This window comes from Brevibacillus sp. HB1.4B, from assembly GCF_013284285.1.
GTDB lineage: Bacteria > Bacillota > Bacilli > Brevibacillales > Brevibacillaceae > Brevibacillus > Brevibacillus porteri.
This window is the reverse complement of the sequence record NZ_JABSUT010000009.1, coordinates 252,069-270,072: the sequence shown is the minus strand read 5'-3', so window position 1 is coordinate 270,072 and position 18,004 is coordinate 252,069. Positions and strand designations below refer to the sequence as shown.

Below are 18,004 nucleotides of genomic sequence, written 5' to 3'. Positions count from 1 at the left end.
AACAAAAAGGACAGCCTCGGCTGTCCTTTTTTACGTGGGAACTAGTGAATGAGTCGATAAACACCGATGACTTTACCGAGAATAGTGACATGCTCCAGGATGATCGGTTCCATCGTGGCATTTTCCGGTTGGAGACGGAAGTGATTCTTTTCTTTGAAAAATCTTTTAACGGTCGCTTCGTCTTCTTCTGTCATGGCTACGACGATGTCACCATTGTTGGCTACGTGCTGTTGGCGAACAATGACGTAGTCTCCGTCGAGAATTCCGGCATCAATCATACTGTTCCCGGAGACGCGCAGCATATAGACCTTGTCAGAAGTCACGATATTGTCTGGAAGCGGGAAGTACTCTTCTACATCCTCAATGGCAGTAATCGGTTGTCCAGCGGTTACTTTTCCGATTACTGGCACACGGACGACAGAGTCTTCGAAATTGTCTTGAAAACGATCTTCATCTGATAGCAATTCGATGGCACGAGGTTTGGTAGGATCTCGACGAATGAGGCCTTTTTTCTCTAAGCGTGCCAAATGCCCATGTACTGTTGAGCTGGAAGCTAGTCCAACAGCCTCCCCAATTTCACGTACAGATGGCGGATATCCTTTATCACGAACTTCCTTTCGTATGAACTCGATGATGGCTTGTTGTCTACTCGATAATTTTGACATAGAAAGACACCCCTGATTTCTCGAACATATTTTCCTATATTATACCATGGGAGCTTGCGTTCGACAAACATAAGTTCGATTATTTGTTGACATGAACATATGTTCTCATTTATTATGAGGCTACAAGTGATCAGAACGTATGTTTGTGAGGAGGCCATTATTATGAATTCATTGACAGTACGTAATCGTTTCGAGAAAAAAGAAGAACGTCGTGTTCGTTTTGGTATCACGAGAGGACAAGCTCTCTTGTTTCTTATTACATTTACTCTCTTTTTTTACCTGTTAACCGAACTAGTGTTTGCTTCTTCGCCAATGGAGGAGCCACAAGGCATAGAAGTAACCGTACAATCTGGAGATAGCCTATGGTCGTTAGCTGTTCAATACAATACAGATCAGATGGATGTTCGGGACTATATAATAGAAATTAAGGATGCGAACGGTTTAGAGAGCAACAGGATTTACCCAGGTCAGACTCTCATCCTTCCTGATACTCCGTAAGTGTTCGGCTGTCTTGCGGGATCACTCGAATGTGGTATAATGAAGCGGCACTACTACAGAGTGGGAGGAACCAGCAGTGGTATCTGACGCAGAAATTAAACGCATCAACGAATTGGTCAAAAAATCGCGCGAAGAAGGTTTGACCGAAGAGGAAAAGCTTGAACAAAAAGCATTGCGCCAAAAGTACATTGACGCCGTTAAGCTTTCATTGAGAGCAAATTTGGATTCCATCCGTTATGTGGAAGACCTTGAAGAAAATAAGCCAAAACAGTAAGATAACAATTACTGATACGACAGACATCCTCGCTTGACGCTAGGGTGTCTTTTTCTGTGACATACATAAGCTGTGATAGCCAGGGAGGGAAAGCGATGGCGTGGATAGCTGTGGCGGTTGGAGGAGCAGTTGGCTCTCTTTTGCGCTACCTATTGTCTTTGCTCGCGAATCAGCCGGGATGGCCGTGGGGAACCTGGATCGCCAATGTTTGTGGATCTTTGATCATCGGCATCTTGTTCGTGCTGGGGAAAGAACGTGGCTTTTTATCTCCGACACTCTACCTCTTATTTGCAACGGGGGTCATGGGAGGATTTACGACTTTCTCAAGCTTCTCCTTGGAAGTAGTCTCTTTTTGGGGGGAAGGCCACCTGTTACGTGGCACTTTGTACGCTCTGCTTAGTTTGGGAGTCGGTCTACTTTCTTGTGCGGTTGGAATATGGTTGGCCAGGCAATGGTCCTGAGTCGTTCAATGACACGATACATGTGAGGGGGAATGAATGTGAGTACACAGCATCGTGATTATGAATGGGAACAAAAAAAGCTGGATGAAACAATTTCAGCGATCGACGAAGAAATGGAGCAGCTTCGCAATGATATTCGCGAGGCAACAGATGATTATGTCAAACAGGTCGTTAACTATAAAAAGGCTAAGGAATTGAGCTACCTGGAAGATCAGGGTCGAGAGAAGCCTTATTTCGGCAGAGTGGATTTCTTGAAAGATGAAATCTACGAGCTGGATGAGGTCTACATAGGAAAACGGGGAATTGTACGCAGCGATACGTTTGATTCTGTCGTCGTGGATTGGCGCGCGCCTATCGCCAGTCTTTATTATTCCGGTGAGAGCAAAGAAGCGTTTTACCGGATGGGACGCGAGATCGTGCGTGGTGAAGTTCGACTAAAGCGTAATTTTGCGATCGAAGACGGAAAGATCGTCGGCATCTATGATGGAGCGGTAAAAGAAACGATTAACCGCGAGATGGGGCATCCCGACGAATTTTTGCAAGAGGGCTTCATTGATGAATTTTTGGCAGCCAATCTGAATCAGGCGAACGATAGTAGGCTAAAAGACATCGTCGCTACGATTCAATCCGAGCAGAATGATATTATCCGGGCGGAAAAAGAACGGCCCATTGTTGTGCAAGGAGTAGCGGGGAGCGGAAAAACAACCATTGCTCTGCACCGACTCTCCTATTTGATTTATAACTACCAGGATTCCATGATGTCCAAAAAGTTCATGGTGTTTGCACCTAACCGGATGTTTCTTACCTATATATCCGAGGTTTTGCCTGAGCTGGGAGTCGATGATGTTCAACAGTCTACTTTTGTAGATTGGGCAGCGCGTCTTGTGAAGCCTCTGCTGCCAAAAGGATGGAGAATCGTGAGTCCTGATAAGCCTCTTCAATTGTTCTTCGAAGAGGGGCAGGATGAGCGCCAGCAAGAAATGACACGAAACAGGCTTCGCTTTAAAGGATCGCTCGCTTGTCGGGAGGCGCTGGAGCAATACATTCGGTATATCGTTGAAACAAGAATTCCTTTCAAGAAGCTCAGCTTTTTATACAACAAAACGAAGCAAGTATTTTCGATTCCGGGTGATTTTATTCGCCAATGCTTCTTGGAGCAGTTCGCTAATATGCCGTATCATAGACGGGTAGAAGCGCTTCGCAAGCATTTGAAACAAGAAATGAACAAGCAATTGTTTGCCCATTTGCGAGAGCGAAAAGTCGATTTGGACAAAGAAGGCTTGTACAAATTCGAGAAAATGCTGGAGCAGATATTAGATACGTACCTGACTTCATTTCCGAGACTGGAAATCTTCGCAGCTTATCGCGAGTTGATTGCTGACGAGGAATTGCTGCGCAAGCTCGTACCTGCTGACATTTCAGACGAAGTTGTACGTGATGTGACTCAGTCTAGCGCTGCATTGTTTGCAGAGGAGAGATTGGAGCCGGAAGATATCGCGGCATTGCTATACTTGCAGCATATTGTTGAAGGAATGAATAAGGCAGAGCATTTTGATCATACGGTCGTGGATGAAGCACAAGACTTGAGTGCGCTAGAAATAGCCGTCATTGCATTGGCAACTAAGCGAAACTCGTTAACGATCGTGGGAGATATTGCGCAAGGTATTCATAGCTACCGGGGGATTCATACCTGGGAAGAGTTGACGAAGGGGATTTTTGCACAGCTGTTTCCTTCCTATTATACGTTGTCACAAAGCTATCGTTCGACTATTGAGATCATGCGTTGTGCCAATGAAGTGTTGCGGCAAATTGAATTGCCCGAGACAGTATTGGCAAAACCGGTTTTGCGACATGGTGAAAAACCAATCATGGTCAAGGCTCGCTCACGAGCGCAACTGTGGGAGGACATCTCTTCGCGTGTGGTTGCCTACCAGTCGGAAGGCTTCAAAACGATTGCGATCGTAGCGAAAACCATTCAAGCGAGTAAAAAAGCACATAAAGGCCTGCAAGACAAAATAGCTGATCTAACCCTGTTAGGAACGAAAGATAACCAATTTCCGGGTGGCGTAACCATCATGCCTGCTTTCTTAACAAAAGGCTTGCAGTTTGATGTGGTCATTCTACTGGATGTAGACGCCTATCAAAATAATGAATGGGACGCAAAACTGTTGTATGTCGCGATGACACGTCCTGTCCATCGTCTTGTTATGACGCAGGTTGATGACGTTTCTTCCCCGTTGCTGAAAGATTTACCGACAGCGCTGTATAGCATGTCTACTGACGAATAAGATTCTCATCATCAAAGAAAACCCTCTGCCTGAAAAAAGCAGAGGGTTTATCTGTATCATGCTTAGTGGTCGCCTGTGTTACCTTTGGAAGGGTTGGTAATAACAAAACCTTCTTGTGGCAAGAAAAGGTAATCAATGATGATGCCATCCAGCAATGGCTCATCCTTTTTTACGATCACATCGATCTCTTTGTCGGTCGAGATCACAACATCTTCTTCTGTTGGCTTGTCCAGAGCGAGTCCGTAGTGTGCATGATCACCGTGAGAGTGAGTAATATAAACGCGCAGTTTCAATTCTTTGTCTTCTTCTGCCTCGATGATTGGAGCCAATTGCTTGGCAGCGTTACGAGTGATTTTTAGTTTCACAGGTCAAATCCCCTAACTGTATGTAAGTTACCCTTTCATCTTAGCAAGAGGGAAAACAGGATGCAATGTTGAAAGTGTTACGATATGTCTAGAGAATGACAATACGGTGGAAGGAGAGTCATCTATGAAAATCGATTTGCGCAGCGATACCGTTACGAAACCAACCGAGGAGATGCTTCGAGCGATGGTGGAAGCGGAGGTTGGTGATGATGTTTATAGAGAGGACCCAACTGTCAATCGTTTGGAAGCGATTGCGGCTGAAATACTCGGAAAGGAAGCTGCTCTGTTCGTAACAAGTGGCACGCAAGGCAATCAGGTCGCTGTTTTGACGCATTGTGTTAACGGAGACGAGGTCATTGCGGAAGCGGATTCGCACATTTTTTACTATGAGGGCGGCGCTATGTCGGCATTGGCTGGCGTACAAACAAGGACGCTAGTTGGAGAACGTGGTGCTCTACGTGCAGAAGATGTAGAGAGGGCGATTCGGGGCAACAATATCCATTTTCCGCGCACAAAATTGATCTGTCTCGAAAATACGCATAATCGCGCTGGCGGGGCGGTAATCTCTGTTGCGCAAATGAAGAGTGTCTATGATACAGCACAAAAACACGGTATTCCCGTTCATTTGGACGGTGCTCGTCTCTTCAATGCGGCTGTGGCTCAAGGTGTTGCAGTCAGTGAGCTAAGCACTTTTGCCGATACCGTCCAGATTTGTTTGTCCAAAGGGCTGAGTGCTCCGGTGGGTTCCATTTTGGCTGGAGATCGTGCGTTTATCGAAGAGGCGAGATGGTGGAGAAAAAAAGTAGGAGGCGGGCTGCGTCAGGCAGGGTATTTGGCAGCACCAGGCATTATCGCTCTGACACAGATGGCCGAACGATTGGCAGAAGACCATGAACGGGCACAGCAATTGGCAAAAGGCTTGCGCCAGCTATCGCTTCAGGTCGAGCAAGTCGAGACGAATATCGTGCTGGTGAATACAGACTCGATTGGGCAAACAGCTGTCGCCTTCTTGGAGCGTTTGGAGGAAAAAGGAGTGCTCGCTGTTGATTTTGACGAGTACGTCATTCGCTTTACGACGCATCGACACATTAGCGATCAACATATCAAGACCGTTGTGGAAGCAGTCGAGCAATTATTGGAAACGGTGTAATCGTTTCAACCACTTGTAGCCAGTCGAAGGGAAGACTGGCTTTTTTCTTTGTCGCAACAACGAATTCCAAATAGTTAGACAATTTGTACAAAATAAGAGTCTCTATGCGCTCTGTTTTTCGCCATACCGTCTGATTTGTTTCGTCTACACTTGCGTTATCATGGTAGTGTGATAAAGCGATAGCGTTTACTGGTGTATGGAATCGAATGGAATCAAGGGGGATGGTCTCAATGAGAAAGAGGATGAGCTTCGTTTTGAGCTGCTTCTTGCTACTTCAAGTTTTAGCGGGCTGTAGTACAAGTGAAACGGCGGTAACGAACAAACCGAATGATCAGGCATCTCAACCAGCGCAGCCAACAGGAAAAGAGAGGGTATTGAATTGGAATGCAGACGGTGGAGAGCCTCCGACAGCAGATCCCGGACTTGCTTCCGATGGCACTTCCTTTGATGTCATTACTGCCTGTTTTGAAGGATTGACTCGCTATGGACCGGATGGGAAAATAGCCAACGCAATTGCCGACAGTTATACGGTATCCGAGGATTTGACGACGTACACGTTCAAATTGAAGTCGAATGCGTTATGGAGCAACGGAGATTCGGTAACCGCCCATGATTTTGAGTTCGCCTGGAAAAGAAATCTCGATCCGAAGACAGCATCCGAATATGCTTATATGCTTTATTTCGTTAAAGGAGCAGAGGAATTCAACACAGGGAAAGGATCATATGAAGACGTAGGGGTCAAAGCGTTAGACGATTTTACACTAGAGGTTAAGCTCAATTCGCCAGCTCCGTTTTTTTACGAGCTGACGGCTTTCCCGACATTGTTTCCTTTACATAAAAAGACCTTGGAGGCACATCCGAATTGGGCAGCGTCTCCAGACAACTACGTGGGCAACGGCCCATTCAAAATGGAGCTGTGGGAGCATAAAAACAAATTGGTTCTTGTGAAAAACGAGAAGTATCATGACAAAGATACCGTGAAGCTCGACAAAATCGTGTGGAGCATGATTACCGATACCAACACCGCTCAAGCGTTGTTTGATTCTGGTGATTTGGATTGGGGAGGGCATCCAACCTACGTGTTGCCCGTCGATGTGATCCCCGCTTTACAGGATGAAGGAAAAATCGTAATGGCGCCGTATCCGAATACAGTTGCCGTCACCTTTAATACAACCATGCCCCCTTTTACGAATAAAAAGATTCGACAAGCCTTCTCGTATTCCATCCAACGGCAGCCTCTCGTAGACGGAATCGTACAGACAGGGGTGCCTGCCGCTTTTGCATGGGTTCCGCCTTCTATGCAGCTCAGCGGAAATGACTATTTTCAAGAGGATGTAGACAAAGCCAAACAGTTATTGGCGGAAGGGTTAAAGGAGCTGGGGCTTTCGACGATGCCAGAAGTGACTTACACTTATGGATCAGGTGACGATCGTCAGAAAAAGCTGGCTGAAGCTCTTCAGGATCAATGGAAAAGAAGCCTAGGTGTTGATGTGAAAATCAGTGGCTTGGAGGAAAAAGTTTTTTTACAAAACAAGCGCTCCAAAAACTATCAGTTTGCCTACCGAAATTGGGGTGCTGATTTTAACGACCCCATCAATTTCCTGGAAATTTTCAAGGACAAAACAGTGGGGACGAACGATGCTGCTTGGGAAAATGCTAGATACCGAGAGCTAATCGTACAGAGTTACTTGGAAAAAGACCCGACGAAGCGTAATGCGATCATGCGTGAGGCAGAGACCATCTTAATGGAGGAAATGCCAATTGCCCCTGTGTACTATGGCGCAAGACCCTATATAAAAAATGACAAGGTCAAAGGATTTTTGATCAACCCGTTTGGTGGTAGAGATTTTAAATATACAACCATCGAACAATAAATAAAGACGTAGTAAAGTCTTGCCGTGTCCGGAAAATGGGAGAGCGGCAAGGCTTTTTTTGGTTCCATTCGGTTGACTCGCTTGTGTGTAATTCAGACCCGCCAATGAAATACTATAGCTATCCAACATAGGGGAAAAGAGGGATGGATATGATCTCGGCTAAAGAGCGAGAACGCATTCTCAATCAAATGAAACGGGACGAGAGCAAGATTGTCAACATCGTCCTAAACGACGCCAATCAGGTTGCGGGCGAAATTGAAAAAGCCAACCACCAAGGCATTTTCCTGGTGGATGGCCGCTACTACGGGTACGAGGATATTAAAGAAATCAATGGCTCCTGATGGTTACAGACGGGGAGGGGGGAAGAAGTAGCGCAAGGCGTCAGGCAGCTCTTTTTGCCACAAACCCCAGACGTGATTCCCTGGTTTTTCTCGGTAGGACAAGGTAGCTTGTTTGTCCTCAAGAATCTGTTTTGCCTCGCGATTCCATTGCACAAAATCGAAGGTACCCGCACTTGTTTCCACAGCTGTCTCATCGAGGCCAACGACCATCCAGATTCGCAGCCAGGATAGGCTGGACTGATTCAAAAGCGGGTCGAGTGTCGTTTGGAAAAACGCCCCGGATAGCGCGAGTACCTGTGGAAAGAGGTCGGGGTTTTCCAATGCGAGATGCAAAGAAACGGTTCCACCTAAAGAGTCTCCTGCCAGCACACGTGAAGCAGGATCACGGCGTACAGGATAATGCTCCTCTATGTAAGGAATCAGCTCTTCAGTGAAAAAACGCTGATAAGCTGCGTTTCTCGACCCCGATGGAGAATACTCGCTCGTGCGCTTGTTGCGATCGACTGAGACACCGACGACGATGTAGGGTTCGATACCTTCTTCCAGAATCAATTGATTGGAGATGGTCGCGATTCGCCCCATCGTAAAAAAGTCGTTCCCATCCTGGCAATACACAACAGGGTAAGAAAGAAGCTCATTGTACCCCGGCGGTAGGTATACTTTGACCGAGCGGGGAGTGTCCACGTGGATGCTGGGCACTTCTTCTTTCATTATGGTTCGCTTTACATAGTCAGACATCGATTCACACTCCCTGTTTGCTCAATTGAAAAACTAAGCCTTGAAAAAAACTGATACAGCTTATATAGTAAATGATAACAGAGAGGAAATAAACCCTGTAATATCAATACTATAACACGTTAAACAGGTATTTTTACTGCAATATAACAGGGTGTTGCAAACGGGCTGTAAGCCCTTTCTTGCACCAGGCAACTTTCTTCTGGTTTTTATCAGGGTCACTTCCGCCGCGAATTGTACTCGTCGCTCATCGAGCAGATGCTCAGATTAAGGCGACAAAGGGCAACTCGGGAAAAGGAAGTCCCTTATTCTAGTGACGAGGTGAATGTGATGAGCGTATCCACTGCTGTTGAACAAACAGAGAACAACGCCCCGCTGCAAATTCTTGCCCCGGATGGTACGGTTGTTCGTCCTGACTTGATGCCTAAGCTCTCCGATGATGAATTACGTGAACTGATGCGTAAAATGGTATTTACCCGTGTATGGGACCAACGCGCAATTAGCTTGAACCGCCAAGGCCGTCTTGGTTTCTATGCACCAGTAGCTGGTCAAGAAGCAAGCATGATCGGTTCCGAGGGTGCTCTTTCCAAAGAAGACTTTGTCCTGCCTAGCTACCGTGATATTCCACAAATGGTATGGCATGGTTACCCTATGCACAAGGCATTCCTGTACTCCCGCGGACACATCGAGGGCGGCAAAATTCCTGAAGGTGTAAACGTATTGATGCCACAAATCATCATCGCGGCTCAATGTACACAAGCAACAGGTGTTGCAATGGGTTACAAGCTGCGCGGTGAAAAGAAAGTTGCGATCAACTACTTTGGTGACGGTGCGACCTCCCAAGGTGACTTCTACGAAGGTATGAACTTTGCAGGTGTATACAAGCTGCCTGTTATCTTCTTCTCCCAAAACAACGGTTATGCGATCTCTCTGCCGTTCGAAAAACAAACGGCTTCTGAAAATATCGCAGTCAAAGCAGTTGCGGCTGGTATTGCTAGCGAACGCGTTGACGGTATGGATATTCTCGCAGTTTACTACGCGGTTCAACAAGCAAAAGAGCGCGGCGTGAATGGCGAAGGTGCGACTCTGATCGAAGCAATGACGTACCGTTATGGTCCTCATACCATGGCTGGTGACGACCCAACTCGTTACCGTACAGGTGAAGAGCAAAGCGAGTGGGAACTGCGCGATCCACTGATCCGCTTCCGCAAGTTCCTCGAAGCAAAAGGCCTCTGGAGCGAAAAAGACGAAGAAGCTGTCATCGAAGAAGCGAAAGCAGCTGTTGCGGACGCAATCAAAAAAGCGGACGAAACACCTAAGATGAAAGTTAGCGAACTGATCGATGTAATGTTTGAGACACTGCCGCCTGCACTCGAAGAGCAAAAGGCAGAATTCCTGGCGAAGGAGTCGAAATAAGCCATGGCACAAATGACAATGGTTCAAGCCATTACGGATGCAATGCGCGTAGAGTTGAAGCGCGATGAAACCGTTCTTGTCTTCGGTGAAGACGTAGGTAACAACGGCGGGGTGTTCCGTGCAACAGAAGGTCTGCAAGCTGAGTTCGGCGAGCAGCGCGTATTCGATACACCACTTGCTGAGTCCGGAATCGGCGGTTTGGCTGTCGGTCTTTCCATCAACGGCTTCCGTCCAGTAGCAGAAATTCAGTTCTTCGGTTTCGTATTTGAAACGTTTGATGCTGTAGCATCCCAATCTTCCCGTATGCGCTACCGTTCCGGTGGTCGCTTCACGAGCCCAATTACATTTCGCTCCCCATTTGGTGGTGGTGTAAAAACGCCTGAGCTGCATGCAGACTCTTTGGAAGGTTTGATGCTGCAAACTCCGGGTCTGAAAGTGGTTATCCCTTCCAACCCATATGATGCAAAAGGACTGTTGATCTCCGCGATTCGCGACAACGATCCAGTTGTATTCCTTGAGCACATGAAGCTGTACCGTTCCTTCCGTCAAGAAGTTCCAGAAGGCGAGTACACGATTCCACTTGGCAAAGCAAACGTAGTAAAAGAAGGTAGCGATGTTACCATCATCACCTATGGTGCGATGGTGCATACCAGCCTGAAAGCAGCAGAAGAAATCGAGAAAGCGCGTGGAGCAAAAGTGGAAGTAATCGACCTGCGCACCATCAGCCCACTCGATATCGATACCATCGTAGCTTCTGTGAAGAAAACAAACCGTGCGATCGTTGTTCAAGAAGCACAAAAAACGTCTGGTGTTGCGGCAGAAATCATCACGCAAATCAACGAGCGTGCAATCCTGCACCTCGAAGCACCAGTACTGCGTATTACAGCACCAGATACTGTTTACCCGTTTGCACAAGCAGAAGATGTATGGCTGCCTGACGTAAAACGCGTAGTAGATGGTCTGACTCAAGTCCTCGATTTTTAATTGAGAAACGGACATAATGGCGGAAAAGTTGAAAGCTTTCCGCCTTCTTTCTAGCGATATTAAGTAAAAATTTATGATAAATGCTTACAAGGAGGAGATACTGTGAGTCGTTTTACATTCAGACTCCCGGAGCTCGGCGAGGGTATCCATGAAGGCGAAATCGTCAAATGGCACGTACAGCCCGGAGATTCCGTAGAAGAAGACCAAGTCATCATGGAAGTACAAAATGACAAGGCGGTTGTAGAAGTACCGTCGCCTGTTAAAGGGAAAGTTATCGATCTGAAAGTAACTGAGGGTACGGTTTCTGTAGTCGGCGATCCACTGATCGAGTTTGACGTAGAAGGCGAAATTCCGAACCTGCCAGACCATGGTCATGGCGATTCCCACGCTGCTGAAGCGGCACCAGCGCCTCAAGCTGCAGACAAAATGGAGCCAGGTTGCGACATCGGTTCCCAAGTGAGTGCAAATGCGAACCAAGCTCTGGAGACGCCAATGGCACAAGCAACTGCAACAGCAGTAGCGGCACCAATTGATCGTAAGCATGTGTTGGCTACACCTTCCGTTCGCAAATACGCTCGGGAAAAAGGCGTTCAATTGGCTAATGTACCTGGTACAGGCAAATTGGGTCGCATCACACGCGATGACGTAGATCGCTTCGTATCTGGCGGAGTAGCAGCACCAACTGCACAAGCAGTGGCAGCTCCAGTAGCAACTGAGGCTCCTGCAGCAGCAGCTACAGGTGTAGCACAAGCAGCAGCGGCTCCAACTGTTCACCACACACCTCAAGCAGGCGAACTGGAAGAGCGCGTTCCACTGAAAGGTATGCGTAAAGCAATCGCGAAAGCAATGGTGAAATCTGCTTACACAGCACCACACGTAACGATCTTTGACGAAGTGGATGTTACAGCGCTCGTCGCTATGCGTAAAGATGCGAAGCCACTTGCTGAAGAGCGTGGTGTGAAGCTGACTTACCTGCCTATGATCGTGAAAGCAGTTGTAGCTGGTCTGAAGAAATTCCCAGAACTCAACGCTTCTATCGACGATGAAAAACAAGAAATCATCTTTAAAAAGTACTACAACATCGGTATCGCTACCTCGACAGAAGACGGCTTGCTCGTTCCAGTTGTGAAATCCGCTGACAGCAAATCCATCTTCCAAATTGCAGGTGAAATCGGCGACCTGGCGAAGAAAGCACGCGACCGCAAAGCGACTGCAGATGAGTTGAAAGGTTCCACTTTCAGCATCACAAACATCGGTTCTGCTGGTGGTATGTTCTTCACGCCTATCATTAACCATCCAGAAGTAGCTATTCTGGGTGTTGGCCGCATCAGCGAAAAACCAGTTGTGAAAAACGGAGAAATCGTGGTTGGTCAAATGTTGCACCTGTCCTTGAGCTTTGACCACCGCTTGGTTGATGGCGAACCTGCACAGCGTTTCGTCAACTACGTGAAGCAGCTCCTCGAAAACCCAACGCTGCTCGTCATGGAGGGATAAGAGACAATGGTAGTAGGTGAATTTACTACAGAAGTAGACGTGCTTGTAATCGGTGCGGGTCCAGGTGGATATGTTGCGGCGATTCGTGCTGCTCAAATGGGCAAAACAGTAGCTGTCGTGGAAAAAGGTGAGCTGGGTGGCGTATGCCTGAACGTAGGTTGCATTCCTTCCAAAGCGATGATCCACGCTGCACACACATATGAGCACACACAACATACAGAATCCATGGGTATCACCATGGAAAATGTAAAAGTGGATTTTGCCAAAGTACAAGAGTGGAAAAGCGGCATCGTGAAGCAACTGACTGGTGGCGTAGGCTCCCTCTTCAAAGGCAACAAAATCCAGGTAATCCCTGGTGAAGCACTGTTCGTAAGTGAAAATGAAGTACGTGTATTCCACGGTTATGATGTCAACCGTTATCGCTTCCAGCATTGCATCATTGCAACTGGTTCGCGCCCAATCGAGTTGCCTGCATTCCCGTTTGGCAAACGCGTAATGTCTTCTACTGAAGCGCTGTCCTTGACTGAACTGCCGAAGAGCCTCGTGGTAATCGGTGGCGGATACATCGGTATCGAGCTTGGTACGGTGTTTGCGAAGTTTGGTACAAAAGTTACGATTTTGGAAGGTTCCGATCAAATCTTGCCAGGATTTGAGCCAGACATGCCACGTTTGGTGGAACGCAAGCTGAAAAAGCTCGACGTTACCATCCATACAAAAGCACTGGCACAAGGAATGGAAGAGACAGAAAACGGCGTGATCGTGACTGCAGAAGTAAAAGGTGAGCAACAAAAAATCGAGGCGGAATACGTACTCGTTACTGTTGGACGTCGTCCGAATACAGATGAACTCGGTATTCGTGATATCGGCATGAACGTGACTGACCGTGGTTTGATCGTTGTCGACCAGCAAGGTCGCACGAGCATTCCTAACGTTTACGCGATCGGGGATATCGTAGCAGGTCCTGCGTTGGCTCACAAAGCTTCCTACGAAGGTAAGGTTGCTGCTGAGGCAATTGCTGGCCATCCAGCAGAAGTAGACTACAAGGCGATTCCAGCGGTTGTATTCTGCGATCCAGAAATCGCAAGCGTAGGAATCAATGAGAAAGAAGCAAAAGAAAAAGGCATCGATTACGTTGTAGGTCGTTTCCCATTCGCAGCAAACGGTCGCGCTCTGTCTGTAAATGCAGGCGAAGGCTATGTGAAGCTGATTGCAGAAAAAGAAACGAATCTCGTATTGGGTGCGCAAATCGTTGGTCCAGAAGCATCCAACATCATCGCAGAGATCGGATTGGCGATCGAAATGGGCGCAACACTCGAAGATATCGAGCTGACCATCCACGCACATCCAACACTGGGTGAAGTAACAATGGAAGCTGCTGAATTGGCTCTGGGTCGTCCGATCCACGTCATGAAATAGGAAGTGGGAAAAGCCTTGTGCCGGAAATGGGTACAAGGCTTTTTCTTCCACATCTTACCCTTTCCACCTGTTCTTATATAATGTAAAATAGTGGGAGACAACGTTAGGTGGGGGTCTGCAGCATGGAAATTACGAGTCAGATGATTGATGACTTGCGACTAAAACTAGAGCGCGCAGCAAAAGATGCAGGTTACAATTTTCTTGACCCTGAAATCGTGAGAATCAGCCAACAATTAGATAAATTGATTGTCGCTCATATGCAACATGAAAAACGCCCTTCATGAGGGCGTTTTTGGTTGAGTGGGAACTTCCGAGATGGAATACAGCAAATGGGCATTCCAGCCTTTTTTCGTAAGCGTGGGTTCTTGGGCATAATAATAGCTCGGATAAAGAATGAGATGCTGCGCATCGTAGCTTGGACCATTACTCGGACAGGTAAGCTGATGAGTTTCTGTGTCATAGGTAATTGCGGGAGAAATGGATTGCAGATAGGTGGTAAGGGATTGGATTCCTTGTAAAGAGTAATAAATCCGTTCTGCTTCACGCACAAATTTTGGAGCAATCGCCTCCCAATTTGCCTCAAAAAATAACTGCCAATAAGATGAAACGAACAGGCTGAAACGGCCTTTCACATAGTCGGCATCCTCTTCTAAATCGAAGGCAACCACTGGAGTATCGTGATACGATAGCCACTCCTCCAAGATCGGTTTCATGCTACGCACAAAATGATCAGTGGGAAGTGTTACGAAGTACTCATACTGATCATCGACAGCCATCACACCTTTTGTATGTAGGGGGTCAAATGAGTCTGGGATCCCATATCGAAAGAGGGGGACAAAATAACCCCATTCTTTTAAAAGACGGGCTGACTCAAACTGCTCTACCTTTTCTTCGGTCCAATACGCAAATCGCTCGGGAGGTGTCTCTTGGGCGAGTGTATGCAAACTAGCAGCCATCTCGTATAGCGGGGAAACACTATAGCTGATCAAATTGGAAAGAGGGCTATGGTTGCCCGGAAGTGGAATGGTGATCATCTTCACTTAACCTCCATCAAGGATACTAAATTTATCATAGTGCATCCTTGTGGGACAATTCAATCTTTTTCGATGTAAAAAAAAGGAAGGGCAGTAGCACCCGACTGCAATGGAGCCGGGTGCCATTCTTTATCCTTCTCGTGTTTGAATGGAACGTGAATGATTTTGCTGCTTCACTTTTTTAGAGCCGGGCTGGGGTTCGCCAGTCTGTTCCAGCGGCCGAGCTACATTATTGTAAGTTTGATGCGGATTTTCATCAAGAATATGGTCCTTTTCCATAAAATCAACTCCTTCTTTACCTAGTTTGGCGTAAACACATGATGACGAATCATAGGAAATGCTGGTATTCTATAATGAGGTTGTTCCAAACTCGTATGGTGAGGAAGCATGTCCACATTTAGAAGGAATTGATATGTTGTCAAAACTACAGAATGGCACGATACTGTTTATAGAACATAATATTTATTATGTAAACAATAAACGAGCTCTGCTGGTCTGGAAGGAGCGAGAACTATGCCGGTCTTAATCGCCCCCGTATTCAATTCAACAACAGCACAGCCCGTTCGGATCGATTTACCTAATTCGTACACGCTCATATCAGGCGCAAAGAAGCCATATGAAATCGCGTCTCGTTTTTTGCGCAATGAAATGGACGAGAACAAGCGAACCTTTGATTTGCGTGTAGATCCCAACAGTTTATTTTTAGTTGGGGATCACGAAGAGATGAAAATAACGGATGATCGGGTATGGATTGAAGAAATCGAAAGTAAGCTGAATCTAGCGTCTACAACGGGGACTTGTTCGATTCCGTACATCATCACCGTCAATGGCAATATGTATGGCATTACGTATTTGAAGCGATCGCTTGATGGTGACAAGTACACATTTGATGATGAAACTGCGGGCATTTTTCATTCATTAGTCGAACAGAAGCTGCCATCCCTTGCTTTTCGTCGCTATTCGCTTTCACTGGAGAAGAAAAACTATGAGGATCAGCTGTTGGATCTGTGGATTGCATTGGAATCATTGTTTGTTCCCGATGGCAAAAAAGGCGAGATTACCTATAAATTGCGTGTCCGAATGGCGTACTATTTTGGAGAAACCGCCTTACAGCGTGAACGGATTGCACAGTTTGTAAAAAAATCGTACAATCATCGCTCAGAGATTGTGCATAGTGGCAAGTTGTTCGGTGACAAGCTGGCTACAGAAGTCAATATTCTGAGGGTGATGACACGAGCCGCGATTTTAAACATCGCCGGGGAACGTGTCAACCTCCAGGATATGCGTGTCCGGCTGGACGAATTGGTATTTACGGGCGAATCTTATGTGGCACGGTACGCTCCTGCATTTTTTGAAAGAATTTTGTTGTAAGCCTCATAGAGGAAACAGATCAGGAGGAAGAATAGAGCATGAGTGTTTTGATTGTAGAGAATTTGTCCCATGGTTTTGGAGACCGAGTGTTGTTTCGCGATGTGTCTTTCCGTTTGCAACCGAATGACCGTGTCGGACTCGTAGGCGCAAATGGTACAGGAAAATCAACGATGATGGGGATTTTGACAGGCCAAAACTTGCCTGATAATGGTCGTATTGAATGGATGCCCAAAATCGAATACGGATATTTGGATCAGCATACCAAGCTGCAAGCTGGTAAAACGATTCGTGACGTACTGAAGGACGCCTTCCTGCCGCTGTTAGAGCAAGAGGCTGAACTGATGACGATTGGTGAAAAAATGGCCGAGGCAACTCCTGAGGAACTGGAAGAATTGCTGGAGCGCATGGGCGAAATTCAAGACAAGCTGGAAACAAGCGGCTTTTATTTGATCGATGCGAAAGTAGATGAAATCGCCAACGCTTTGGGTTTGAGTGCAATCGGTTTGGAGCGCGATGTAGCATCGCTCTCTGGTGGTCAGCGTACCAAGGTTCTTTTGGCAAAATTGTTGCTGGAAAAACCAACTGTTCTTTTGCTGGATGAGCCGACGAACTACTTGGATGAAGAGCATATCGTGTGGCTGAAAAACTACTTGAAGGAATATCCTTATGCCTTCATGCTGATTTCCCATGACACGACCTTCATGAACGAAGTCGTGAATGTGATTTATCACTTGGAATTTACCAAGCTGAATCGTTACACAGGGAACTACGAATCCTTCCTGGCTCAGTCCGAGACGAAACGCAGCCAGCATTTTGATGCGTTTGAGAAGCAGCAGGAAGAAATCGCGAAAATGGAAGACTTTATTGCGCGCAATAAAGCTCGTGCTTCTACTACCGGTCGCGCGAAGAGCCGTCAAAAGCAACTTGATAAAATGGACAGAATCGACAAGCCGGAAACAGCTGCCAAACCTTCGTTTATCTTTAAGGAATCCCGCGCAAGTAGCCGTTTTGTCATCGAGGCTGAAAACTTGGAAATCGGGTATTCTCATCCTTTGCTGCCGAAGCTGAGTGTGAAGCTGGAGCGCGGTGAAAAAGTAGCAATTGTCGGCATGAACGGTGTCGGTAAGTCTACCTTGTTGAAAACGTTGCTGGGTGTGATTCCTCCGTTGGATGGAAAGCTGGAGAAAGGCGATTTCCTCCATCCTGCTTACTTCGAGCAAGAGGTAAAGGCGAAGCCAATTACCGCACTCGATGATGTATGGAATGATTTCCCTTCCATGAATAACCATGAGGTTCGCGGAGCGCTTGCACGTTGTGGCTTGAAAAACGAGCATATCAACCGGAATATGAATGCTTTGTCCGGGGGAGAGCAAGCAAAAGTTCGTCTCTGTAAATTACTGCAGCGCGAAAGTAACTGGCTGGTATTTGACGAGCCGACGAACCACTTGGATGTCGTCGCCAAGGAAGAACTCAAACGCTCCTTGAAGGAGTTCAAAGGGACCGTTCTTCTCGTATGTCACGAACCTGAATTTTATGAGGATTGGGTTACGCAGACGTGGGATGTTGAGAAATGGAGCTTGGAGCAGGCAAAAACACCGATTAAATTGTAAACGCAAAAACAGGCAGCCACCATTGGGT

19 protein-coding genes are annotated in these 18,004 nt (G+C 46.8%); 14 read left to right on the top strand and 5 right to left on the bottom strand.

The window, feature by feature from the left end; genetic code table 11:
- Nucleotides 1-41: 41 nt before the first annotated feature.
- On the bottom strand, nucleotides 42-665 hold the full coding sequence (gene lexA, locus HP398_RS21875) for a transcriptional repressor LexA (RefSeq protein ID WP_007718939.1): 624 nt from the start codon (nucleotides 663-665) through the stop codon (nucleotides 42-44).
- Nucleotides 666-827: 162 nt separating this feature from the next.
- On the opposite strand from lexA, the gene yneA reads away from it, so the two are divergent.
- The 4 genes from yneA (at nucleotide 828) to HP398_RS21855 (ending at nucleotide 4,186) form a co-directional block, all read left to right on the top strand.
- Complete coding sequence (gene yneA, locus HP398_RS21870; protein ID WP_017249167.1) at nucleotides 828-1,163, top strand: cell division suppressor protein YneA; 336 nt, start codon at nucleotides 828-830, stop codon at nucleotides 1,161-1,163.
- A gap of 76 nt (nucleotides 1,164-1,239) precedes the next feature.
- Complete coding sequence (locus HP398_RS21865) at nucleotides 1,240-1,437, top strand: DUF896 domain-containing protein (protein WP_007718933.1); 198 nt, start codon at nucleotides 1,240-1,242, stop codon at nucleotides 1,435-1,437.
- Nucleotides 1,438-1,532: 95 nt separating this feature from the next.
- A complete protein-coding gene (gene crcB, locus HP398_RS21860; RefSeq protein ID WP_017249166.1) occupies nucleotides 1,533-1,898 on the top strand; it encodes a fluoride efflux transporter CrcB in 366 nt (121 codons plus the stop codon).
- A 38-nt stretch (nucleotides 1,899-1,936) separates the two neighbouring features.
- Entirely contained in the window at nucleotides 1,937-4,186 is a 2,250-nt protein-coding gene (locus HP398_RS21855) for a HelD family protein (RefSeq protein ID WP_017249165.1), read from the top strand.
- Between the two features lie 62 nt (nucleotides 4,187-4,248).
- Here HP398_RS21855 and HP398_RS21850 read toward each other — a convergent pair whose 3' ends face one another.
- A complete protein-coding gene (locus HP398_RS21850; RefSeq protein WP_173623618.1) occupies nucleotides 4,249-4,551 on the bottom strand; it encodes a HesB/IscA family protein in 303 nt (100 codons plus the stop codon).
- Between the two features lie 124 nt (nucleotides 4,552-4,675).
- On the opposite strand from HP398_RS21850, the gene ltaE reads away from it, so the two are divergent.
- The 3 genes from ltaE to HP398_RS21835 all read left to right on the top strand — a co-directional run bounded on the left by ltaE (nucleotide 4,676) and on the right by HP398_RS21835 (nucleotide 7,916).
- Nucleotides 4,676-5,701 carry a low-specificity L-threonine aldolase gene (gene ltaE / locus HP398_RS21845; protein WP_173623617.1) on the top strand — a complete coding sequence of 342 codons (1,026 nt, stop codon included), beginning with the start codon at nucleotides 4,676-4,678 and terminating at the stop codon, nucleotides 5,699-5,701.
- A gap of 230 nt (nucleotides 5,702-5,931) precedes the next feature.
- On the top strand, nucleotides 5,932-7,575 hold the full coding sequence (locus HP398_RS21840) for a peptide ABC transporter substrate-binding protein (protein ID WP_173623616.1): 1,644 nt from the start codon (nucleotides 5,932-5,934) through the stop codon (nucleotides 7,573-7,575).
- A gap of 143 nt (nucleotides 7,576-7,718) precedes the next feature.
- Nucleotides 7,719-7,916: a hypothetical protein gene (locus HP398_RS21835; RefSeq protein WP_015891590.1), complete on the top strand. Its 198-nt coding sequence runs from the start codon at nucleotides 7,719-7,721 to the stop codon at nucleotides 7,914-7,916.
- A gap of 3 nt (nucleotides 7,917-7,919) precedes the next feature.
- On the opposite strand, the gene HP398_RS21830 is transcribed toward HP398_RS21835, so the two are convergent.
- A complete protein-coding gene (locus tag HP398_RS21830) occupies nucleotides 7,920-8,654 on the bottom strand; it encodes an alpha/beta hydrolase (protein ID WP_017249161.1) in 735 nt (244 codons plus the stop codon).
- Nucleotides 8,655-8,981: 327 nt separating this feature from the next.
- Between HP398_RS21830 and pdhA the strand changes: the two genes are divergently transcribed.
- The 5 genes from pdhA to HP398_RS21805 all read left to right on the top strand — a co-directional run bounded on the left by pdhA (nucleotide 8,982) and on the right by HP398_RS21805 (nucleotide 14,245).
- Nucleotides 8,982-10,067, top strand: a complete 1,086-nt coding sequence (pdhA, locus tag HP398_RS21825) for a pyruvate dehydrogenase (acetyl-transferring) E1 component subunit alpha (RefSeq protein WP_069844732.1) — start codon at nucleotides 8,982-8,984, stop codon at nucleotides 10,065-10,067.
- A gap of 3 nt (nucleotides 10,068-10,070) precedes the next feature.
- Entirely contained in the window at nucleotides 10,071-11,051 is a 981-nt protein-coding gene (locus tag HP398_RS21820; RefSeq protein WP_007718902.1) for an alpha-ketoacid dehydrogenase subunit beta, read from the top strand.
- A gap of 102 nt (nucleotides 11,052-11,153) precedes the next feature.
- Nucleotides 11,154-12,545, top strand: a complete 1,392-nt coding sequence (locus tag HP398_RS21815; RefSeq protein WP_173623615.1) for a dihydrolipoamide acetyltransferase family protein — start codon at nucleotides 11,154-11,156, stop codon at nucleotides 12,543-12,545.
- 6 nt (nucleotides 12,546-12,551) lie between these two features.
- Nucleotides 12,552-13,961 (top strand): dihydrolipoyl dehydrogenase, encoded by a 1,410-nt coding sequence (gene lpdA, locus HP398_RS21810; RefSeq protein ID WP_173623614.1) that lies wholly within the window; start codon nucleotides 12,552-12,554, stop codon nucleotides 13,959-13,961.
- Between the two features lie 122 nt (nucleotides 13,962-14,083).
- Entirely contained in the window at nucleotides 14,084-14,245 is a 162-nt protein-coding gene (locus HP398_RS21805) for an aspartyl-phosphate phosphatase Spo0E family protein (protein WP_017249159.1), read from the top strand.
- Here HP398_RS21805 and HP398_RS21800 read toward each other — a convergent pair.
- Nucleotides 14,240-14,995: a hypothetical protein gene (locus tag HP398_RS21800; RefSeq protein ID WP_173623613.1), complete on the bottom strand. Its 756-nt coding sequence runs from the start codon at nucleotides 14,993-14,995 to the stop codon at nucleotides 14,240-14,242. The genes HP398_RS21805 and HP398_RS21800 overlap by 6 nt on opposite strands.
- Before the next feature lie 129 nt (nucleotides 14,996-15,124).
- Nucleotides 15,125-15,274, bottom strand: a complete 150-nt coding sequence (locus HP398_RS21795) for a hypothetical protein (protein WP_015891582.1) — start codon at nucleotides 15,272-15,274, stop codon at nucleotides 15,125-15,127.
- A 234-nt stretch (nucleotides 15,275-15,508) separates the two neighbouring features.
- On the opposite strand from HP398_RS21795, the gene HP398_RS21790 reads away from it, so the two are divergent.
- On the top strand, nucleotides 15,509-16,366 hold the full coding sequence (locus HP398_RS21790) for a HEPN domain-containing protein (protein WP_017249157.1): 858 nt from the start codon (nucleotides 15,509-15,511) through the stop codon (nucleotides 16,364-16,366).
- A 38-nt stretch (nucleotides 16,367-16,404) separates the two neighbouring features.
- Nucleotides 16,405-17,976, top strand: a complete 1,572-nt coding sequence (locus HP398_RS21785) for an ABC-F family ATP-binding cassette domain-containing protein (RefSeq protein WP_017249156.1) — start codon at nucleotides 16,405-16,407, stop codon at nucleotides 17,974-17,976.
- Nucleotides 17,977-18,004 lie beyond the last annotated feature (28 nt).